The organism is Mycobacterium lentiflavum (genome assembly GCF_022374895.2).
GTDB lineage: Bacteria > Actinomycetota > Actinomycetes > Mycobacteriales > Mycobacteriaceae > Mycobacterium > Mycobacterium lentiflavum.
This window is the reverse complement of record NZ_CP092423.2, coordinates 5,326,571-5,346,187: the sequence shown is the minus strand read 5'-3', so window position 1 is coordinate 5,346,187 and position 19,617 is coordinate 5,326,571. Positions and strand designations below refer to the sequence as shown.

At 64.7% G+C, this 19,617-nt stretch carries 20 protein-coding genes; 11 read left to right on the top strand and 9 right to left on the bottom strand.

The features are described from left to right. The first annotated feature begins 58 nt into the window (after positions 1–58). From MJO58_RS24950 to MJO58_RS24925, 6 genes are all read left to right on the top strand, one after another. On the top strand, positions 59–979 hold the full coding sequence (locus tag MJO58_RS24950; protein ID WP_090607170.1) for an acetaldehyde dehydrogenase (acetylating): 921 nt from the start codon (positions 59–61) through the stop codon (positions 977–979). Continuing rightward, positions 976–2,052: a 4-hydroxy-2-oxovalerate aldolase gene (dmpG, locus tag MJO58_RS24945; RefSeq protein WP_090607166.1), complete on the top strand. Its 1,077-nt coding sequence runs from the start codon at positions 976–978 to the stop codon at positions 2,050–2,052. Before MJO58_RS24950 ends, dmpG begins: the two co-directional genes overlap by 4 nt. Before the next feature lie 94 nt (positions 2,053–2,146). Beyond that, positions 2,147–2,449 (top strand): hypothetical protein, encoded by a 303-nt coding sequence (locus MJO58_RS24940; RefSeq protein WP_090607163.1) that lies wholly within the window; start codon positions 2,147–2,149, stop codon positions 2,447–2,449. An 88-nt stretch (positions 2,450–2,537) separates the two neighbouring features. Further along, complete coding sequence (locus MJO58_RS24935) at positions 2,538–3,665, top strand: hypothetical protein (protein ID WP_239721319.1); 1,128 nt, start codon at positions 2,538–2,540, stop codon at positions 3,663–3,665. A gap of 2 nt (positions 3,666–3,667) precedes the next feature. Beyond that, on the top strand, positions 3,668–4,450 hold the full coding sequence (locus MJO58_RS24930; protein ID WP_090607157.1) for an SDR family oxidoreductase: 783 nt from the start codon (positions 3,668–3,670) through the stop codon (positions 4,448–4,450). 45 nt (positions 4,451–4,495) lie between these two features. Next, complete coding sequence (locus MJO58_RS24925; RefSeq protein WP_239721318.1) at positions 4,496–5,644, top strand: sulfotransferase family protein; 1,149 nt, start codon at positions 4,496–4,498, stop codon at positions 5,642–5,644. Positions 5,645–5,780: 136 nt separating this feature from the next. Here the strand turns inward: MJO58_RS24925 and MJO58_RS24920 are convergent, their stop codons facing one another. Beyond that, complete coding sequence (locus MJO58_RS24920) at positions 5,781–6,230, bottom strand: hypothetical protein (protein ID WP_239721317.1); 450 nt, start codon at positions 6,228–6,230, stop codon at positions 5,781–5,783. A 4-nt stretch (positions 6,231–6,234) separates the two neighbouring features. Further along, positions 6,235–7,407, bottom strand: coding sequence for a 3-ketosteroid-9-alpha-monooxygenase, oxygenase component (locus MJO58_RS24915; protein ID WP_090607151.1), 1,173 nt, complete (start codon positions 7,405–7,407; stop codon positions 6,235–6,237). A 127-nt stretch (positions 7,408–7,534) separates the two neighbouring features. On the opposite strand from MJO58_RS24915, the gene MJO58_RS24910 reads away from it, so the two are divergent. Further along, on the top strand, positions 7,535–8,059 hold the full coding sequence (locus tag MJO58_RS24910; protein WP_090607149.1) for a gamma carbonic anhydrase family protein: 525 nt from the start codon (positions 7,535–7,537) through the stop codon (positions 8,057–8,059). A 10-nt stretch (positions 8,060–8,069) separates the two neighbouring features. On the opposite strand, the gene MJO58_RS24905 is transcribed toward MJO58_RS24910, so the two are convergent. The 6 genes from MJO58_RS24905 to MJO58_RS24880 all read right to left on the bottom strand — a co-directional run bounded on the left by MJO58_RS24905 (position 8,070) and on the right by MJO58_RS24880 (position 13,860). Beyond that, positions 8,070–9,044 carry a hypothetical protein gene (locus MJO58_RS24905; RefSeq protein ID WP_239721316.1) on the bottom strand — a complete coding sequence of 325 codons (975 nt, stop codon included), beginning with the start codon at positions 9,042–9,044 and terminating at the stop codon, positions 8,070–8,072. A gap of 107 nt (positions 9,045–9,151) precedes the next feature. Beyond that, complete coding sequence (locus tag MJO58_RS24900) at positions 9,152–10,111, bottom strand: NHL repeat-containing protein (protein ID WP_239721315.1); 960 nt, start codon at positions 10,109–10,111, stop codon at positions 9,152–9,154. Positions 10,112–10,190: 79 nt separating this feature from the next. Further along, the gene (locus MJO58_RS24895) at positions 10,191–10,598 is read right to left on the bottom strand and encodes a nuclear transport factor 2 family protein (RefSeq protein ID WP_239721314.1); all 408 of its coding nucleotides are present in this window, start codon (positions 10,596–10,598) and stop codon (positions 10,191–10,193) included. Beyond that, positions 10,595–11,788, bottom strand: coding sequence for a thiolase family protein (locus MJO58_RS24890; protein WP_090607138.1), 1,194 nt, complete (start codon positions 11,786–11,788; stop codon positions 10,595–10,597). Before MJO58_RS24890 ends, MJO58_RS24895 begins: the two co-directional genes overlap by 4 nt. Beyond that, positions 11,788–12,852: a thiolase family protein gene (locus tag MJO58_RS24885; protein WP_090607135.1), complete on the bottom strand. Its 1,065-nt coding sequence runs from the start codon at positions 12,850–12,852 to the stop codon at positions 11,788–11,790. Before MJO58_RS24885 ends, MJO58_RS24890 begins: the two co-directional genes overlap by 1 nt. Before the next feature lie 15 nt (positions 12,853–12,867). Then, positions 12,868–13,860 carry a Zn-ribbon domain-containing OB-fold protein gene (locus MJO58_RS24880; protein ID WP_090607133.1) on the bottom strand — a complete coding sequence of 331 codons (993 nt, stop codon included), beginning with the start codon at positions 13,858–13,860 and terminating at the stop codon, positions 12,868–12,870. Between the two features lie 81 nt (positions 13,861–13,941). Here MJO58_RS24880 and MJO58_RS24875 point away from each other — a divergent pair, with 81 nt between their 5' ends. The 3 genes from MJO58_RS24875 to MJO58_RS24865 are packed head-to-tail and all read left to right on the top strand — an operon-like array spanning position 13,942 to position 16,947. Continuing rightward, on the top strand, positions 13,942–14,982 hold the full coding sequence (locus MJO58_RS24875; protein ID WP_090607130.1) for an LLM class F420-dependent oxidoreductase: 1,041 nt from the start codon (positions 13,942–13,944) through the stop codon (positions 14,980–14,982). Between the two features lie 43 nt (positions 14,983–15,025). Then, positions 15,026–15,742, top strand: a complete 717-nt coding sequence (locus tag MJO58_RS24870; protein WP_090607128.1) for an acetoacetate decarboxylase family protein — start codon at positions 15,026–15,028, stop codon at positions 15,740–15,742. Next, on the top strand, positions 15,739–16,947 hold the full coding sequence (locus tag MJO58_RS24865) for a cytochrome P450 (RefSeq protein WP_090607125.1): 1,209 nt from the start codon (positions 15,739–15,741) through the stop codon (positions 16,945–16,947). Before MJO58_RS24870 ends, MJO58_RS24865 begins: the two co-directional genes overlap by 4 nt. A 107-nt stretch (positions 16,948–17,054) precedes the next feature. Here the strand turns inward: MJO58_RS24865 and MJO58_RS24860 are convergent, their stop codons facing one another. After that, positions 17,055–17,879: a crotonase/enoyl-CoA hydratase family protein gene (locus tag MJO58_RS24860; protein ID WP_090609628.1), complete on the bottom strand. Its 825-nt coding sequence runs from the start codon at positions 17,877–17,879 to the stop codon at positions 17,055–17,057. A 64-nt stretch (positions 17,880–17,943) separates the two neighbouring features. Between MJO58_RS24860 and MJO58_RS24855 the strand changes: the two genes are divergently transcribed. Next, entirely contained in the window at positions 17,944–19,617 is a 1,674-nt protein-coding gene (locus MJO58_RS24855; RefSeq protein WP_090607122.1) for an acyl-CoA synthetase, read from the top strand.

Sequence of the window (19,617 nt, the reverse complement as noted above, 5' to 3'; positions counted from 1 at the left end):
TCGGATTAGTTTTGAATCAGTTGATTTAACGCCTGAAAGAGCAGGGAAAGGCGGCATCATGCCGGCAAAGGCGAGTGTGGCGATTGTCGGGTCGGGAAATATCAGCACCGACCTGCTGTACAAGCTCCTGCGATCGGACTGGCTGGAGCCGCGCTGGATGGTGGGGATCGACCCGGAAAGCGAAGGCTTGGCTCGGGCCCGCAAGCTGGGTTTGGAGACCACCCACGAGGGCGTCGACTGGCTGCTGGCCCAATCGGAGAAGCCCGATCTGGTGTTCGAGGCCACCAGCGCCTACGTGCACCGGGACGCGGCCCCGAAGTACGAGGCCGCCGGGATCCGGGCCATTGACCTGACACCGGCCGCGGTGGGCCCGGCGGTCATTCCGCCGGCGAACCTGCGCCAGCACCTGGATGCGCCCAACGTCAACATGATCACCTGCGGTGGGCAGGCCACGATTCCGATCGTCTACGCGGTCTCGCGAGTGGTGACGGTGCCCTACGCCGAGATCGTCGCGTCGGTGTCGTCGGTGTCCGCCGGGCCGGGCACTCGGGCCAACATCGACGAATTCACCAAGACCACCAGCAAGGGCGTCGAGACCATCGGAGGCGCCCAGCGCGGCAAGGCGATCATCATCTTGAACCCGGCCGATCCGCCGATGATCATGCGCGACACCATCTTCTGTGCCATTCCCGAGGACGCCGACCGCGACGCGATCGCCAAATCCATCCACGACGTGGTCGCCGAGGTGCAGACCTATGTTCCCGGATACCGGCTGCTCAACGAGCCGCAGTTCGACGAGCCGTCGGTGGTCAACGGCGGCAACCACGTGGTCACGACGTTCGTCGAGGTCGAGGGTGCCGGCGATTACCTGCCGCCCTACGCCGGAAATCTCGACATCATGACGGCCGCGGCCACCAAAGTCGGCGAAGAGATTGCTAAAGAATCCTTGGCCGCCAAGGCGGGAGGAGCGCAGGCATGAGCGACATCTTTTTCAACCCGGTGTGGGACGTCCGGATGACGGACACGTCGCTGCGGGACGGCTCCCACCACAAGCGCCACCAGTTCACCAAGGACGAGGTCCAGGCGATCGTGTCGGCCCTCGACGCGGCCGGGGTGCCGGTGATCGAGGTGACCCACGGCGACGGATTGGGCGGCTCGTCGTTCAACTACGGCTTCTCCAAGACCCCCGAGCAGGAGCTGATCAAGCTGGCCGCCGAGACGGCCAAGGAAGCCAAGATCGCGTTCCTGATGCTGCCGGGCGTCGGCACCAAGGAGGACATCAAAGAGGCGCAGAACAACGGCGGCTCGATCTGCCGGATCGCCACCCACTGCACCGAGGCCGACGTGTCGATCCAGCACTTCGGGCTGGCCCGCGAACTCGGCCTGGAAACCGTCGGGTTCTTGATGATGGCGCACACCATCTCGCCGGAGAAGCTGGCCGCCCAAGCCCGGATCATGGCCGACGCCGGCTGTCAGTGCGTCTACGTCGTCGACTCCGCCGGCGCCCTGGTGCTCGACGGGGTGGCCGACCGGGTGAAGGCGCTGGTCGCCGAGCTCGGCGACGACGCGCAGGTCGGTTTTCACGGCCACGAGAACCTCGGGCTCGGCGTGGCCAACTCGGTCGAGGCCGTGCGCGCCGGTGCCAAGCAGATCGACGGCAGCGTGCGCCGCTTCGGCGCGGGCGCGGGCAACGCGCCGGTCGAGGCCCTGATCGGCGTCTTCGACAAGATCGGCGTCAAGACCGGCATCGACTTCTTCGACATCGCCGACGCCGCCGAGGAGGTGGTGCGCCCGGCCATGCCGGCCGAGTGCCTGCTCGACCGCAACGCGCTGATCATGGGTTACTCCGGGGTTTACTCGAGCTTCCTCAAGCACGCCGTCCGTCAGGGCGAGCGTTACGGCGTCCCCGCCCACGAGCTGCTGCACCGGGCGGGCCAGCGCAAGCTGATCGGTGGTCAGGAAGATCAGCTGATCGACATCGCGCTGGAGATCAAGCGCGAGCTGGGGGCACCTGCCGCTCGCGGAGACAGCGACACTGCGGTCGCGCGCTGACTCCGCTGCCTTCGAGCACGGATAGGGCACAGGTTGCTCTCAAACACAGTCGGGGCACAGCCCGGGCACAGCTGCCGCGCGTAGCGTCACGCGCATGAGGACGACATCCAACACGAGCGGCATGGGTCGCCGCGGACTGTACGGCCTGATCGCCGGGGGGCTACTCACCGCAACCGCTGCGAGCGTGATCGCGCTGCCGATCGCGAGCGCGGATCCGTGCAATCAGACCGTGGGGCAATCCATCGACGCGTATCTATCGCGGCATCCCGACGTGAAGGCGACGCTGTCCGCCAAGTCTCAGGCGGAGGGTGGCGGCCCGAACGTCATGGACTACCTGAGCCGGCATCCGGATGTGCGGCAGCATCTGATCGACCTGTCCCAGCAGTGCACCTCCTAGCGAGCGGGCCTCGTTGGTAAACCCCGGCGGCGACGCGCGGGAATGTTCGCCATTGACGAAAAAGTAGAACACGTTCTAGCGTCTAGGCGTGTTCTCTGATTCTCTCACCGATGCGATCGCCGAAGCCGAGAAGCTGGTCGCCGCCGCACCCCACATCGAGACCGAAGCCGACCTCTTAGAGGGACTCCAATATTTGGCAGGCGGCATCTCGGCGTGTATCCATTTGGCGTTCGACTACGACAGGGATCACCCATTCCTGCAGTCGGGCACGGGACCGTTCACCAAGATGGGTCTGGACAATCCCGACACCCTGTATTTCGGCACCCGCTTGCACGCCAACCACGACTACGTGGTCACCGGTGTCCGCGGTACCACCACCGACTTGAGCTTCCAGCTGCTCGGTGGTGAATACACCGACGACAACGTGCCCGCCAGCCAGGCCGCGTTCGACGACCGTGAATTGGAGATCGCCGCCGACGGCACGTTCGAGTGGCGGGTGCGGCCAACCAGCAATGGGCAGTTGGTAATGCGTGAGGTCTACGGCGACTGGTCAGCTCAGCGCGGCACGTTGGCGATTTCCCGACTCGATACCGCCGGCACCGCCCCGCCGCCGCTTACCCGCGAACTCATCGAAAAGCGTTACGCCACAGCCGGAAAGCAGTTGGTGCAGCGGGTGAAGACCTGGCTGCAATTCCCGCAGTGGTTCTACCTGAATCTGCCCGTCAACACGATGGTGGCGCCGCGGCTGACTCCGGGTGGGCTGGCGACCCAGTATTCGTCAGTGGGTCACTATGAGCTGAATCCCGACCAGGCGCTGATCATCACCATTCCGGTCAGCGATGCGCCCTATCTCGGCTTTCAGCTCGGCAGCCTGTGGTACATCTCGCTGGACTACATCAACCACCAGACCTCGCTGAACAACACTCAGGCACAGGCGGATCCGGACGGCAAGGTCCGCATCGTGGTCGCCGACGGGAATCCGGGTGTGACCAACTGGGTCGAGACCTTGGGGCACCGGCGCGGGTATCTGCAATTCCGCTGGCAGCGGGTGTCGCGCGAGCTGACCGATGCCGACGGGCCGACCGTGGAGCTGGTCGACCTCGACGCGGTGGCGAGCAAGTTGCCGTATTTCGACCACAACAAGATTTCCGAGGACGATTGGCGTGAACGAATTGCGCTGCGCCAGCGTCAAATTCAAGCAAGGATGCTGGGGTGACGATGTCCGGGATGCTCAAGAAGAAGGTAGTCGTCATCAGTGGCGTCGGACCGGGCCTCGGTACCACCCTGGCACACCGATGTGCACGCGACGGGGCGGATCTGGTGCTTGCGGCACGCACCGCCGAGCGGCTCGAAGAGGTCGCCCAGCAACTCAAGGACGCCGGCCACCAGGCGCTGGCGGTGTCGACGGACATCACCGACGACGATCAGGTGAACAATCTCGTCGAACAGACGATGGCGACCTACGGCAAGGTCGACGTTCTGATCAACAACGCGTTCCGGGTGCCTTCGATGAAGCCGTTGGCGGGCACCACATTTCAGCACATCCGTGACGCGATCGAGCTCAGCGCGCTGGGGGCGTTGCGGCTGATCCAGGCCTACACGCCGGCGCTGGAGGCCGCCAAGGGTTCGGTCGTCAACGTCAACTCCATGGTGCTGAGGCACTCGCAGGCTAAGTACGGCGCGTACAAGATGGCCAAGTCCGCCCTGCTGTCCATGTCGCAGTCGCTGGCCACCGAACTCGGCGAGAAGGGTATTCGCGTCAATTCCGTTGCGCCCGGTTACATCTGGGGTGACACGTTGCAGGCCTACTTCAACCACCAGGCCGGCAAGTACGGGACCACGGCCGAGGAGATCTACCAGGCCACCGCGGCGAACTCCGACTTGAAGCGGCTGCCCACCGAGGACGAGGTTGCCTCGGCGATTCTGTTCATGGCCAGCGATCTATCCAGCGGCATCACCGGGCAGACATTGGACGTCAACTGCGGGGAGTACCACACCTAATGCCGCCATCGACGATGCGCGAAGCGATGAGGAGGAGCCGGCGAGATGAGGGTTGAGCGCACCGACGTGGGCACCGTCGAGGACATGCAGGCCTCGGCCACCAAGCTGGTGGGGCTCGACGACTTCGGCGTTGACGACGACAACTACCGCGAAGCCCTTGAGGTGCTGCTGGAGTCCTACCGGCGCGATGCCGACCTAACTCCGTTGGGTAGCAAGATGAATCGTTTCTTCTTGCGCGGCGCGTTGGTGTCCAGGCTGTTCTCCGAAGCGGCCTGGAAGCAGTATCCGCAGCACGCCGAGGTGGGCATCGAGCGGCCGATCTTCGTCACCGGCCTGCCGCGCACCGGCACCACGATCTTGCACCGCCTGCTCGGAGCCGATCCTGTGCATCAGGGACTGCACCTGTGGCTGGCCGAGTTCCCGCAACCGCGTCCGCCGCGGGACGAGTGGGATGCCAACCCGTGGTACAGCTCGCTGAACGCGCAGTTCGAAAAGGCTCACGCGGAGAATCCGGAATACACCGGCCTGCATTTCATGGCCGCCTATGAGCTGGAGGAGTGCTGGCAGCTGCTGCGCCAGTCGCTGCATTCGGTGTCCTATGAGACGCTGTCGCATCTACCTACCTACTCGCAGTGGCTCTCGCGGCAGGACTGGACGCCGTCATACCGGCGGCACCGTCGCAACCTTCAGCTGATCGGGCTGAACGACGTCGAAAAGCGTTGGGTGCTCAAGAATCCCAGCCATCTGTTTGCGCTGGACGCGTTGATGGCGACCTATCCGGACGCCCTGGTGATCCAGACGCACCGGCCGGTGGAGACGATCTTGGCATCGATGTGCTCGTTGGCGCAGCACACCGCCGAGGGATGGTCGACGAGCTTCTCCGGCGCCCAGATCGGTGCTGACGCGATGGAAACCTGGTCGCGCGGTCTGCAGTTGTTCAACACCGCACGCGCCAAATACGACCCCGCCCAGTTCTGCGACGTCGACTACCACGACTTGATCGCCGATCCGCTCGCAACGGTCGCCACGGTATATCGCCACTTCGGCCTGAACCTGACTGACGAGGCGCGAAAGGCCATGGAGGAAAGCCACGCCGAGAGTCAGACCGGCGCGCGGGCTCCGAAACACAAATACTCGCTGGCCGACTACGGGCTCACCGCGGACGAGGTCAAGGAACGCTTCGCCGGGCTGTGATCGGGTGGGCCGGCGCGGTCCGAGTCCGCGTCGAGTGTGCGTCGGCCGCGTTGAGTGGTGCTCCTGGACGGAATTTCGGCAATCTTGCCGCCCTGGGCGCGCACTCGACGCGGATCGAGGCAATCGCCACGCTGAATCAGTCTTCCGTACGCTCCAGGTAGCCCTCGGCCACCGCGTGTTCGATGCTGTCGGACAGGCGAGGGCAGGACTTGGTTCGTGCGGGGTCACCGCCGGATTCACGCACCCCGGCGAAGTAAGCACAACGCTGCGACGCGTCGGTATTCCATTGCACCGCGGTATGTCCCGGTCCCAGCCTGCGCACGGTCACCGTGACATGGCAGAAGCGGCAATCGACCGGCTGCAGACCTGAGGTCAGGTAGCGCTGCCGATCGGCCAGGCTGGCCTCGCGGACCGCGGCTGCCCGCTGCGGGTCGTTCGCGAAATCCCTTGACTTCGACCAAGATCCAGAGCCACCGTTGCGTGCGGGCTTGTCCTCGTGGTCGTGGTCGTGGCCGTCGCCATGCAGCAGTAGCATCGATCGGGCGAGCCGATCGACGTCGGGAATCGTCGGCTGATCGTCACCCATGTCGTCAGTGCTGTTCGGCTGGAACTTCTTGGGCCGCAGCGGTTTCGGCATCCTGTGCCTTGAGGTTCTCGGCAACCTCAACGTTCCAGTGTTCGATGGCACGGGTGGTGTCGACCTCGATCTCGAAGCGCTCCACCATTTCCGGTTCGACGTCGGCGGCATCGACATAGAACTGCTGATACCAGCGACGCAGCTGGTACACGGCGCCGTCTTCCTCAACCAGCAGGGGGTTGTCGATCCTCGTCTTGTGCTTCCAGATCTCGACGTCTTGCAAAAAGCCCTTGCTGACACCCTCGGTGAAGACCCGGGACAGCTTTTCGGTCATCTTTTCGTCCATGCCCTTGGGCTTTTCGACGATGACCCCCCACTGCAGCACGAACGAGTTCTGGGTCACCGGGTAGTGGCAGTTGATCAGAATCGACTCGGCCTTGTAGCCGCCATAACTGTTGTGCAGCCAGTTGATCATGAACGACGGGCCGAAGTAGGACGCTTCGGAGTCCAGGTGCGCCTCGCCGTAGGAGGTGCCCAAATCGCTGACGTCCGGCCGGCCCACGTTGTGCAGGTACTGCGAGGCGATGTGACCCTCGAAGACATTCTTGAAGTACGTCGGCAACCCGAAGTGGATGTAGAAGAAATGCGCCATATCGGTGACGTTGTCAATGATGTCGCGGCAGTTGGACCCCTCGATGAGGATGCTGTTCCAGCGCCACTCGGTCCACTCGTCACTGTGGGCTTCCGGGATGTCGGGGATTCGGACCGCGGGGTCGGGCGGATTCTGTTCATGGTCGTGCCACACGAACAGCAGGCCGCCGCGCACATCGGTCGTCCACGACCGGGTGCGGGCCGTCTTGGGCGTGCGCTTGGCGTACGGCACCAGCTTGCAGCGGCCGTCGCCGCCCCAGCGCCAGTCGTGGAACGGGCAGGCGACCTCGTCGCCCTTGATGGTGCCCTCGGACAGGTCTCCGCCCATGTGGCGGCAGTAGCCGTCGAGAACCTTGATCTCGCCCTTCGAGTCTGCGAAGACCACCAGCTTGGTGCCGAAAGCCTGAACGGAATGCGGCTTACCGTCTTGGAAGTCCTTTGCGACGCCCAGACAGTGCCAGCCACGGGCGTATCTGGTCGGCAACGCGCCGGGATCGATTTCCCGGATGCCGACCGCCTTGGTGTCGGTACTCACCTGTCACCTCCAACTTGATTGCCCTCTAACTAGAACACGTTACAGTTTTCTGACACCGACGCGCAACGACAGCGGGTCTAACTGCGGTGTCCCGGGGGCCGGGTCATGCTTGGGGTATATCTAGACGATGCCACTGTTCGCTTTCGAGGGGCGGGCGCCACGGATCGATCCCACGGCTTTCGTGGCGCCGACCGCGACCCTGATCGGCGACGTCACGGTCGAGGCCGGGGCGTCGGTCTGGTTCAACGCCGTACTGCGCGGCGATTATGGGCCGATCGTCGTGCGCGAAGGCGCCAATGTGCAGGACGGATCGGTGTTGCACGCGCCGCCGGGCATTCCCGTCGACATCGGACCGGGCGCGACGGTGGCCCATATGTGTGTCATTCATGGGGTTCACGTGGGGTCTGAGGCGATGATCGCCAACCATGCCACGGTTCTCGACGGCGCGGTGATCGGTGCGCGCAGCCTGGTCGCAGCGCATTCCCTGGTGACCGCGGGCACGCAGATTCCCACCGGGGTGCTTGTCGTCGGAGCGCCAGCCCAGATCAAGGGCCCGATCGCCGGAACGGGTGCCGAGATGTGGATCAACCTGAATCCGCAGGCCTATCGCGATCTCGCGCAGCGGCATCTCACCGGGCTGGAGCCGATCTAGGCCATCGGGATCAATGCGAAAGTTCTGTCGGCTGATATCCGGCCGGCAACTTCAGCACCCGGTTGCGGAAGTCGACCACATACACGTCATCCTGCGGTCCGACCGCGATTCCGTAGGGCGCGAACAGATCGCCGAAAGGCAACACTGACACCGTGTTCGAGCCCGCCGTCAATCGCAGTACCCGATTGTTGTTCAAGTCGGTGACGTAGACGCTGTTGCTGCGATCGACGGCCACACTGTTCGGAAAGTTCAGGCCGGTAAACGGGAGAATGACCGGGGTGGTCGTCCCGGTGGGCAGCTTCTGCACCCGATTGTTGCCGGCGTCGGCGACGTAGATCGCGTCCGCGCTGTCGACCGCGAGATCGTAGGGCTGGTTAAGTCCGGTGAACGGAACCGGAACCTGAACGGTTGAGCCAGTGGGCATTTCGAGCACCTGGTTGTTCTTGAAGTCGGCGACGTAGACGTTGCCGGCGCTGTCCGCTGTCACCCCATGCGGTTCGGTCAGGCCCGTGAACGGAAGCTCGACCTGAGTCTTGGAGCCGGCGGGAAGCTTCAGCACCCGCTTGTTGTATTGGTCGACGACGTAGAGATTGCCGTCGTGGTCCGTGGCCAGACCGGCAGGACGGTTCAGGCCGGTGAACGGCAACTCGATTGGCGTGTTGGAGCCGGCCCGCAATTCCAGCACCCGGTTGCCGCCCGAGTCGGCGACATACACATTGCCGGCCTTGTCCACCTCCACGCCTTCGGGATCCGCGAGGGTGAACGGCAGCACGACCGCGCCAGTCGGGGGCGGCGCGGCGCTGGTTGTCGTGGTCTGGGGCGACGATGCGTTGCCGGACGACGATCGCGCGAAGGCGAAGTATCCGGCCACGCCGAGGCCGGTAAGGATCATGACGGCCGCGGCGGCCATGATCGTCAGAGAGGGTCGTGACCGCCGTGGCGGCGGGGCCTTTGCAGGCGTCTCGATCTCCCAATCGTCGTCCATGACCGGCTCCTCAACTACCACGGTGTTCGCGACACCAGGACACTACCGCTCTGCTTTTCCGACGCATAGCAAGTTCCGAAGAAGCGCTCGCCCGCCCGAAATACCGCTCAACTTCCCAACGCGATCGTTTCGTATCCCGCCGGCATTTTGAGCACCCGGTTGCGAAAATCAGCGACGTAAATATCGCCCTGCGGGCTCACTGCCACCTCGAACGGGGCGCTCAAATTATCGAAGGGCAGTCGGGATTCGGTATTTGAACCGGCCGAGAGCTTGAGCACTCGATTGTTGTTCAGGTCGGTCACGTACACATTGCCGCTGTGGTCGATCGCCACACTGTTCGGAAAATTCAGGCCGGTGAATGGCAGGACGACCGGGGTGGTCGTCCCCGCGGCCAGTTTCACCACCCGGTTGTTGCCGGCGTCGGCCGCATACACGGTATCGGCCTCGTCCACGGCCAGGTCGTACGGTCGGTCCAGTCCGGCGAATGGCACCTCCACCTGAGTATTCGAGCCTGCGGGCAATTCCAGCACGCGATTGCCCTGAAAGTCGGCGACGAAGACGTTCCCGCGGCTATTCACCGCTATTCCATGGGGATCCGCGAGCCCGGTCATCGGCAATTCGATCTGGGTGCTGGAGCCGGCCGGCAGTTTCAGTACCCGATTGTTTCTCTGGTCGACCACATAGAGGGCATTGCTGCCGTCCACCGCCAACCCGCCGGGCTCCTTGAGCCCGGTGAACGGGAGCACATTCGGCTTGTCAGAGCCGGCTTTCAGCTCCCACACCCGGTCGGAGCCCGCGTCGGAGACGTAGACGTCGCCGACGCCATCCACCTCCAGCCCGTCGGTATCCACGAGCTCGAACGGCAGCGCAACCTGGCCGGACCGCCCCGCAGCATTCGGCGTCGGACTGGGTTTGGTCGAGGCCGGTGTCGCCGACGTGCGCCCGAATAGAAGGTAGACGGCGACGACCGCGAGGATCACCAGGATTGCGGCACCGGCGATGGACAGGATCCGCAGCCGATGGTGCGATCGACTCGTTGTGGGTGTTTGCGACCTGATTTCGTCCATGGGAACCAGGAGGATACCGCGCGACGTTGCACGCGCACAGGACGTTCCCGGTGAATTCGGGGAACGGATTGCCGAGCACCTAGACCTTGCGGGTATTTGCGGCCGCGCGGTCCATCTCCCAATACGCGCGCAGGGCAACCAGTTTGCCTTCGTCGTTGGCCTTGTACGTGAACACGCCTTCGGCCGTCGTTTGATAGTCACCCGTCGTGATCAGGATGTAGCCGACGTTGGCTTCCTCGTTACCGCACTGGTAGGTATCGCGGAAGAAGAACTCGATCTTGGTGGTGGGGGCGATGGCCTTGTCCCAGAACGCCGAGATGGCGTCGCGACCGCGATGTCCCTTACCTTCGGGGTCGAAGGCCGACGGTCCGATGGGATCCTCGACGATCGCGTCGTCGGTGAACACCGCAAGCCAGGCTTGTTTGTCCCTGGCCCCGACCGCCTCGCGCGAGCGACGGCCCGCCTCGTGGGCCGGATTTTGGCTCACGCGCTTGCCTTCTCGGGCTTGTCGGCACCGACCACCCACATGGAGTAGTACTGCGAGCCGCCACCGTAGGCGTGCCCCAACGCTTTTCGGGCGTTCGGAACCTGGTGGTCGCCGCCCTTGCCCATCACCTGAATTGCCGACTCGGCAAAGCGAATCAGGCCCGACGCACCGATCGGGTTCGACGACAGCACCCCGCCGGACGGGTTCACCGGTAGCTTGCCGCCGATCGCGGTCTCGCCGGACTCGGTGAGCTTCCAGCCTTCACCCTCGGGCGCAAAGCCGAGGCTTTCCAACCACATTGGCTCGAACCAGGAGAACGGCACGTAGATCTCGGCCGCGTCGATCTCGTCGATCGGGCTCTTGATGCCGGCCGCTTCCCACAGCGCCGCGGCCGCGTCACGGCTGGCCTGCGGGCTGACCTGGTCGCGGCCCGAGAACTGCAGCGGCTCGGTGCGCAGTGCGGTCGCATGGATCCATGCCACCGGCTCTCCCTGCGCCAGCCGGGCTTCGGCGATCTCCTCGTTACCGATCACGACCGCGGCGGCACCGTCGGACGACGGGCAGGTCTCGTCGTAGCGGATCGGATCCCACAGCATGGGGGACTCCATCACTTTTTCCACGGTGATGTCGGGCTGGTGCAAGTGGGCCAGCGGGTTGCGGGCCCCGTTGAGCCGGTCCTTGACCGCGACGATGGCGCCGATGTTCAACGGTGCCCCTGAGCGGCGGATGTACGAGCGCACGTGCGGGGCGAAGTAGCCACCCGCGCCGGCGCCGACCGGCTTGATGAATGGGATCGGAATCGACAACGCCCACATGGCATTTGATTCCGACTGCTTCTCCCAGGCCATCGCCAGCACGCGCTGGTACTTGCCCGACTGCACCAGGCTGGCCGCCACCACCGCGGTGGATCCGCCGACCGATCCAGCGGTGTGCACCCGGATCAGCGGTTTGCCGGTGGCGCCCATGGCGTCGGCCATAAACAGCTCCGGCATCATGACGCCCTCGAAGAAGTCGGGCGCCTTGCCGACCACTACCGCGTCGATGTCGTCGAATGTGGAACCGGAGTCGGCCAGCGCCCGATCGATGGCCTCACGCACCAGGCCGTTCATCGAGACGTCCTTGCGCTTGGCTACATACTTGGTTTGCCCGGTACCCAGTACCGCGGCGAGGTGCGCTCCTGCACCGGCCATCAGTTCTTTCCTTCCATGACCGCGACCAGGTTCTGTTGCAGCGCCGGTCCGCTGGTGGCGTGCGCCAGCACCCGATTCGCAGAACCGTCCCAGATGTGTTGTGCGGCAAATCCGATGCGCTCGAGACCGGCAACGAACATGGGGTTGGCCGACAGCGCACCGCCGGACGGATTGACTTTCGTCTTCCCCGGGATCCGGATGGCGTCCGCCAGGATCAGGTGCTGGTGGGTGAACGGCGCATGGATCTCGGCCACGTCGAGGTTTGCGGTGGTGCCACCGGTGGCCGCCTTGGTCGCGGCCCGCGTCGACGGAGAGTCGGTGAGGTCGCGCGCACCGAGCACCGGGGTTTCGATGCGATGCTCGATTCCGGTTATCCAGGCCGGGTTTTCGCGCAACTCGCGCGCGCGGTCGTCGGCGGCCAGCACGATCGCGGCAGCGCCGTCGGTGATCGGTGCGATGTCGTGCCGTCGCAGCGGGTCGGCGAAGAAGGGCCGGTCGAGCAGACCCTCGACATTGACCGCTGATTCCACCTTGTCGACGCGGCGGGCGTTGGCGAAGGCATCGAATGCGACTCGGGCCATCTGCATTTCGCTCCACTTGCCGGAGTCGAGACCCATCCGCGCCTGCAGTCCGGCCATCGACACCGAGTCGGGCCACAGCGGCGCGACGGTGTACGGGTCGGTCTGCCGGGACAGGATCTGGCGCAGGATGCCGGCCGAGGACTTGCCGAAGCCGTACACCAGCGCGGTGTCCACCTCGCCGGTCAGGATCTTGATGTAGGCCTCGTAGAGGGCCCAGGCCGCATCCATCTCGACGTGCGACTCGTTGATCGGCGGGACGGCGCCGATCGAGTCGATCGCCGAGATGAACGAAAAGGCGCGTCCGGCAAGGTAATCGGACGATCCGGAGCACCAGAACCCGATGTCGGTCCGGGCGATGCCCAGCTCCTCGTAGAGCTGGGCGAAACACGGAATCAACATCTCGACGCCGTTGGTGGTGCCGTCAGTGCGGCGGACGTGCGGGGCGTGGGCAAAGCCGACGACCGCAACATTGCGTTCGCTCATGTGCAGGTAAGCCCTTTACAGGTGGTGCTTGTAGGTGTCGTACTCGGCGTCCGGTTCACCGGTGGGCCGGAAGTACTCGATGTTGTCGATGCCAAATCCCCATTCCTCCCGGGGCTTCCACACCGCTTCCACTCGCATGCCCATCCGCACCTCATGCGCGTCGATGTCGGCGACCAGATGCAGGAACGGGATGTCGGCGCCGTCCAACAGCACATACGCAGCCACATAGGGCGGCTTGATGCGCTGACCCTGGAACGGGATGTTGATGATCGCGAACGTCGTCACGGTGCCCTTGTCCGGCAGCTCGACGAACTCGGTCGTGGGCTGTCCGGTGGCCGGGTCGGCACCGTGCGGCGGGAAGTAGACCTTGCCGGTCTTTCCGGTGCGCGCGCCCAGCAGCTTGCCTTCCGCGATGGCGCGCAAGTATGCGCTCTCCTCGTGGGAGGCGGTGTGCTGAATGGTCAGCGAGACCGGCGTGACGATCATCGTGACCGGGTCCTGGTCGCCGGCGGGCGGCTGGACCGGTTCTTCTTCGTCACCAAGCTTGAAGCAGGCGATGTCGGTGATGGCGCCCACCGTCTCGTCGGCCCAGTGCACATGCACCCGAGTGCCGGTCTTGATCTTGTCCGGGGTGCCGGCGTCGACGGCGTGGATCAACGGGGTGTCGGCGCCGTCCAGTTTGATCAGCGCCCAGGCGAACGGCTTGTCCAGCGGCTCGCCCCCTAGGGGCTCGGGCTGCCAGGTCCAGGACACCACGGTGCCGACGGATGAGACCGGTACCATCTCGCCCAGCGGTTCGTAGGTGACCGGGTCGTATTCCGCCGGTGGCACATGCACGCGGCCATCCGATCCGCGCACCCCGAGGACGCGGCGCTCACGCAGTGCGGTGAAGAAATTGCTGAGCGTGGTACCGACTGAACGGGTGTAGTCGAAGGCCAGAGTTAACGGCGCTGAGAGGGGCGGCTCGGAATGATCGATCGTGGTCGGGCCGCTCGAAGTGGCTGTCACGCCATCGAGTAGAACAGGTTCTAAGAACCGTTTCAACATCGGGTCGTGGTCGGGTCCATTCTGGCCAGGAAAGGCGGAGACATGAAGCTGGGTCTGCAGCTGGGATATTGGGGCGCTCAGCCGCCGGAGAACCACGGTGAGCTCGTCGCCGAAGCGGAGGCCGCCGGATTCGACGCCGTGTTCACCGCCGAGGCATGGGGTTCGGACGCCTACACACCGCTGGCCTGGTGGGGTTCGTCGACGCGACGGGTGCGGCTTGGCACTTCGGTCGTGCAACTGTCCGCGCGGACCCCGACGGCGTGCGCGATGGCCGCACTCACTCTCGATCACCTCTCCGGCGGCCGGCACATTCTCGGGCTCGGGGTGTCCGGGCCGCAGGTCGTGGAGGGTTGGTACGGCCAGTCGTTCCCCAAGCCGCTGGCCCGCACCCGTGAGTACATCGACATCATCCGCCAGGTGTGGGCCCGCGAGGCGCCGGTGACCAGCGACGGCCCGCACTACCCGCTGCCGTTGAAGGAGGGGCCCGGGCGACCGGCAACCGGTCTGGGCAAGCCGCTCAAGCCGATCACCCACCCGCTGCGCCGCGACATCCCGATCATGCTGGGCGCCGAGGGACCGAAGAACGTCGCGCTGGCCGCCGAGATCTGCGACGGTTGGCTGCCGATCTTCTACACGCCGCGGATGGCTGACACCTATAACGAGTGGTTGGACGAGGGCTTCGCCCGGCCGGGTGCGCGACGCAGTCGCGCGGACTTCGAGATCTGCGCGACGGCCAACATCGTGATCACCGAGGACCGCGGCGCCGCATTCGCCGCCATGAAGCCCTACATCGCGCTCTATATGGGTGGGATGGGCGCCGAGGACACCAACTTCCACGCCGATGTGTATCGCCGGATGGGCTACGCGCAAGTGGTCGACGACGTCACCAAGTTGTTCCGCAGCAACCAGAAGGACAAGGCTGCCGAGATCATCCCCGACGAAGTCATCGACGATGCCGCGATCGTGGGCGACGTCGACTACGTCCGTAAGCAGATCAAGGCGTGGGAGGCGGCCGGCGTCACGATGATGGTCGTCTCCGGCCGCAGCGCGGAGCAGGTCCGGGAGCTCGCCACGCTTGGCTAGACAGTTCTTGCTACATGTCAAGAACACGTTCTAGATTGACCGGATGACTGTGTCGCAACACACCATCGCGGGCACCGTCCTCACCATGCCGGTGAGGATCCGCACGGCAAATCAGCACATGGCGATGTTCTCGGTGGACGCCGACGCCGCCCAGCACTTGATCGACTACAGCGGCCTGCGGGTCTGCCGCTACCTGCCCGGGCGCGCGATCGTGGTCCTGATGCTGATGCACTACATCGACGGCGACCTGGGTCAGTACTACGAGTTCGGCACCAGCGTGATGGTCAACCCGCCCGGGTCGACCGCGACCGGGCCGCGCGCCCTGCAGAACGCCGGCGCGTTCATTCATCACCTGCCCGTCGACCAGGAGTTCACGCTGGAGGCGGGAACGAAGATCTGGGGTTACCCGAAAGTCTTGGCGGACTTCACGATTCGTGATGGCCGCCAGTTCGGGTTCGACTGCACGGTCGATGGGCAACTGGTGATCGGCATGGACTTCCGTCCGGGTCTGCCGATTCGGTTGACCCCGCGTCAGCAGGCGCAGCGCAGCTACTCGCACCGCGACGGAATTACCCGCGAGACCGCCTTCGAGCACACTCTGGACGGGGTCCGGACACGGCTCGGGGGCGTGAGCGTCCGGCTGGGCGATCACGCTTTCGCGAAAGAGCTTGCGTCGCTCGGCCTTCCGAAGCGCGCGATGGTGTCCAGCTCTGCTGACCAGGTTCAAATGACGTTCGGCGATGCTCAGGAGATCTCATGACCCTTCCCGATGTGAAGACCAAACCCGACGTCGACTTGACCGACGGCGCTTTCTACGCTGGTGACTCTCGGTCCGTCTACAAGTGGATGCGCGAGAACGAACCGGTCTTCCGAGACCGTAACGGGCTGGCCGCAGCCTCGACGTATCAGTCCGTCATCGAGGCCGAGCGCAATCCCGAGCTGTTCTCGAATGCCGGTGGCATCCGACCGGACCAGCCGGGCGTCGAGATGATGATCGAAATGGACGACCCGCAACATCTGTTGCGCCGCAAGCTCGTCAACTACGGGTTCACCCGCAAGCGGGTCAAGAACCTGGAGGCCTCGATTACCTCGTTGTGCGACACGCTGATCGACGCGGTGTGTGAACGCGGCGAATGTGACTTCGTCTGGGACCTCGCGGCGCCGCTGCCGATGGCGGTCATCGGCGACATGCTCGGTGTGCGCCCCGAGGAACGCGCGATGTTCCTCAAGTGGTCCGACGATCTGGTCAGTTCCTTGAGCAGCACCGCGGCCGAGGCCGATGTCCAGGTCACGATGGAGGCCTTCGCGACCTATAGCCAGTACATGATGGGCATGATCGAGGAGCGCAAGAAGCAGGCGACCGACGACCTGGTCAGCGTTCTGGTGCACGCGGAGGTCGAAGGCTCGAAGCTGGAGGACCATCAGATCGTCACCGAGGTGCTGCTGCTGCTGATCGGCGGCGACGAGACCACGCGCCACACGCTGTCGGGCGGAACCAGACAACTGCTGCAGCACCCCGATCAGCACCAGCGCCTGGCGGCCGATTTGAGCTTGCTGCCCAACGCGATCGAGGAGATGCTGCGCTGGACGGCGCCGGTGAAGAACATGGCACGCACGATCACCGCCGACACCGAGTTCCACGGGACCGCGCTGCACGAGGGCGAAAAGATGATCCTGCTGTTCGAGTCGGCGAACTTCGACGAGAAGGTGTTCGACGACCCGGAGAGCTTCAATATCGAGCGCTACCCGAACAACCACCTCGCGTTCGGCTTCGGCACGCACTTCTGTCTCGGCAACCAGCTCGCCCGGCTCGAGCTGTCGATCATGCAGACCCGCCTGCTGCAGCGCTTGCCCGACATGCGGCTGGCGTCTCCAGACGCGCAGCTGCCGTTGCGTCCGGCGAACTTCGTGTCCGGCCTGGAGAAGATGCCGGTCACCTTTACCCCGAGTGCGCCGGTGTCGTAGGCGTTGGCGCCGAACGTGCTCTGACGGCGACGCACTTCGCCGAACGTGCTCTGACGGCGGGATTTAGGCGATTTTCTCGCCCTGAGAGCACGTTCGGCGCGAGAGCGCTACTTGTTCTGGAAGTTGGGCTTGCGCTTTTCGGCGAACGCCCGCGGGCCTTCCTTGGCGTCGTCGGACAAGAACACCTTGATGCCGATCTGAGTGTCGATCTTGAACGCGTCGTTCTCGTGCATGCCCTCGGTCTCGCGAATGGCGCGCAGGATCGCCTGCACGGCCAGCGGGCCGTTGTTCTCGATCAGCTCGGCGATCTCGAGCGCCTTGCTCAGCGCCTGGCCGTCCGGCACCAGGTGCCCGATCAGGCCGATCTCCTTGGCTTCGGCGGCGGTGATGTGCCGGCCGGTCAGCAGCAGGTCACAGGCCACGGTGTAGGGGATCTGGCGCACCAGCCGGACGGCCGAGCCGCCCATCGGGTACAGGCTCCACTTGGCCTCGGAGATGCCGAACTTGGCGCTCTCGCCCGCGATGCGGATGTCGGTGCCCTGCAGGATCTCGGTGCCACCGGCGATCGCGGGGCCTTCGACGGCCGCGATCAGTGGTTTGGTCAGTCGACGACCCTTGAGCAGGGCGTCGATGCGTGACGGGTCGTAGCTGCCGTCTTTGAATGACTCGCCCGGCGGTTTTTTGGTTGCTGCCTTGAGGTCCATCCCGGCGCAGAAGTAGCCACCGGCCCCGGTCAGGATGCAGCACCGAATGTCGTCGTCGTTGTCGACGCGGTCCCAGGCCTGCACCATGATTTCCATCATTTCGGTGCTCAGCGCGTTGCGGGCGTGCGGTCGGTTCAGGGTGACGATGAGCGTGTGACCGCGCTGCTCAACGATCGCATCCGGCCCTGTTGGCTCGTTTGCTGGCGCTTGCTCATTACCAGGGGCCACGGCTACCGCCTTTCCCTCCACATCGAGTACGAACTTGTCAAGAAATGTAACACGTTCTAATTTGGTGGCCGTGGCCCTGAATATTGCCGATCTTGCCGAGCACGCCATCGACGCCGTGCCAGACCGTGTAGCCCTCATCTGCGGCGATGAACAGCTGACCTATGCCCAGCTGGAGGAGAAGGCCAACCGCCTGGCTCACTACCTGATCGAGCAGGGTGTGAAGAAGGACGACAAGGTCGGGCTGTACTGCCGCAACCGCATCGAGATCGTCATCGCGATGCTCGGCATCGTCAAGGCCGGCGCCATCCTGGTCAACATCAACTACCGCTACGTCGAGGGCGAGCTTCGCTACCTGTTCGACAACTCCGACATGGTCGCGCTGGTCCACGAGCGCCAGTACTCCGACCGGGTGGCCAACGTGCTGCCCGAGACTCCGAACGTCAAGACCATCCTGGTCGTGGAGGACGGCTCGGATGTGCCAGACGACGCTTTCCAGCGCTACGGCGGCGTCGAGTTCTACTCCGCGATCGCGAACAGTTCACCCGAGCGCGACTTCGGCGAACGCAGCGCCGACGACATCTACCTGCTCTACACCGGCGGCACCACCGGATTCCCGAAGGGCGTGATGTGGCGCCACGAGGACATCTACCGCGTGCTGTTCGGTGGAACCGACTTCGCCACAGGCGAATTCGTCGAGGACGAGTACGACCTGGCCAAGGCCGCCGCGGCCAACCCGCCGATGGTCCGCCACCCGATTCCGCCGATGATCCACGGCGCCACCCAGTCGGCCACCTGGATGTCGATCTTCTCGGGTCAAACCACCGTTCTCGCACCGGAATTCAACGCCGACCAGGTCTGGCGCACGATTCACGACCACAAGGTGAACCTGCTGTTCTTCACCGGCGACGCGATGGCGCGCCCGCTCCTCGACGCACTGCTGGCAGCGCAGGAAGGCGCGGAAGGGAAAGAGGCGTACGACCTGTCCTCGCTGTTCCTGCTCGCCTCCACCGCCGCGCTGTTCTCCCCGAGCATCAAGGAGAAATTCCTCGAGCTGCTGCCCAACCGAGTCATCACCGACTCGATCGGTTCCTCGGAGACCGGCTTCGGTGGCACCAGCGTCGTCGCCAAGGACGCCCCGCACAGCGGCGGCCCGCGCGTCACGATCGACCACCGCACCGTCGTCCTCGACGACGACGGCAACGAGGTGCAGCCGGGCTCCGGGGTCCGCGGATTCATCGCCAAGAAGGGCAACATTCCCGTCGGCTACTACAAGGACGAGAAGAAGACCGCCGAGACGTTCAAGACCATCAACGGTGTCCGTTACGCGATCCCCGGTGACTACGCGACCGTCGAGGAGGACGGCACCGTCACGATGCTGGGCCGCGGCTCGGTGTCGATCAACAGCGGTGGTGAGAAGATCTATCCCGAAGAGGTCGAAGCAGCGCTCAAGGGACACCCCGACGTCTTCGACGCCCTGGTGGTCGGCGTGCCCGACCCCCGATATGGCCAGCACGTCGCCGCCGTCGTGCAGGCGCGGCCCGGGACCCGGCCGTCGCTGTCCGAACTGGACAGCTTCGTGCGCTCCGAGATCGCGGGATACAAAGTGCCACGAAGTCTTTGGCTCGTCGACGAGGTGAAGCGCTCACCGGCCGGCAAGCCGGACTATCGCTGGGCCAAAGAGCAGACGGAGGCGCGTCCGGCCGACGACGTGCACGCCGCTCACGCGACGACTGCCTGA

What these genes read in the sequence shown, in the direction of transcription:
- MJO58_RS24950 (WP_090607170.1), top strand. Translation starts at nt 59, where the DNA reads ATGCCGGCAAAGGCGAGTGTGGCGATTGTCGGGTCGGGAAATATCAGC.
- MJO58_RS24900 (WP_239721315.1), bottom strand. Translation starts at nt 10,111, where the DNA reads ATGGACGAAATCAGGTCGCAAACACCCACAACGAGTCGATCGCACCAT.
- MJO58_RS24870 (WP_090607128.1), top strand. Translation starts at nt 15,026, where the DNA reads ATGACTGTGTCGCAACACACCATCGCGGGCACCGTCCTCACCATGCCG.
- MJO58_RS24905 (WP_239721316.1), bottom strand. Translation starts at nt 9,044, where the DNA reads ATGGACGACGATTGGGAGATCGAGACGCCTGCAAAGGCCCCGCCGCCA.
- MJO58_RS24890 (WP_090607138.1), bottom strand. Translation starts at nt 11,788, where the DNA reads ATGGCCGGTGCAGGAGCGCACCTCGCCGCGGTACTGGGTACCGGGCAA.
- dmpG (WP_090607166.1), top strand. Translation starts at nt 976, where the DNA reads ATGAGCGACATCTTTTTCAACCCGGTGTGGGACGTCCGGATGACGGAC.
- MJO58_RS24865 (WP_090607125.1), top strand. Translation starts at nt 15,739, where the DNA reads ATGACCCTTCCCGATGTGAAGACCAAACCCGACGTCGACTTGACCGAC.
- MJO58_RS24885 (WP_090607135.1), bottom strand. Translation starts at nt 12,852, where the DNA reads ATGAGCGAACGCAATGTTGCGGTCGTCGGCTTTGCCCACGCCCCGCAC.
- MJO58_RS24925 (WP_239721318.1), top strand. Translation starts at nt 4,496, where the DNA reads ATGAGGGTTGAGCGCACCGACGTGGGCACCGTCGAGGACATGCAGGCC.
- MJO58_RS24920 (WP_239721317.1), bottom strand. Translation starts at nt 6,230, where the DNA reads ATGGGTGACGATCAGCCGACGATTCCCGACGTCGATCGGCTCGCCCGA.
- MJO58_RS24930 (WP_090607157.1), top strand. Translation starts at nt 3,668, where the DNA reads ATGTCCGGGATGCTCAAGAAGAAGGTAGTCGTCATCAGTGGCGTCGGA.
- MJO58_RS24940 (WP_090607163.1), top strand. Translation starts at nt 2,147, where the DNA reads ATGAGGACGACATCCAACACGAGCGGCATGGGTCGCCGCGGACTGTAC.
- MJO58_RS24875 (WP_090607130.1), top strand. Translation starts at nt 13,942, where the DNA reads ATGAAGCTGGGTCTGCAGCTGGGATATTGGGGCGCTCAGCCGCCGGAG.
- MJO58_RS24910 (WP_090607149.1), top strand. Translation starts at nt 7,535, where the DNA reads ATGCCACTGTTCGCTTTCGAGGGGCGGGCGCCACGGATCGATCCCACG.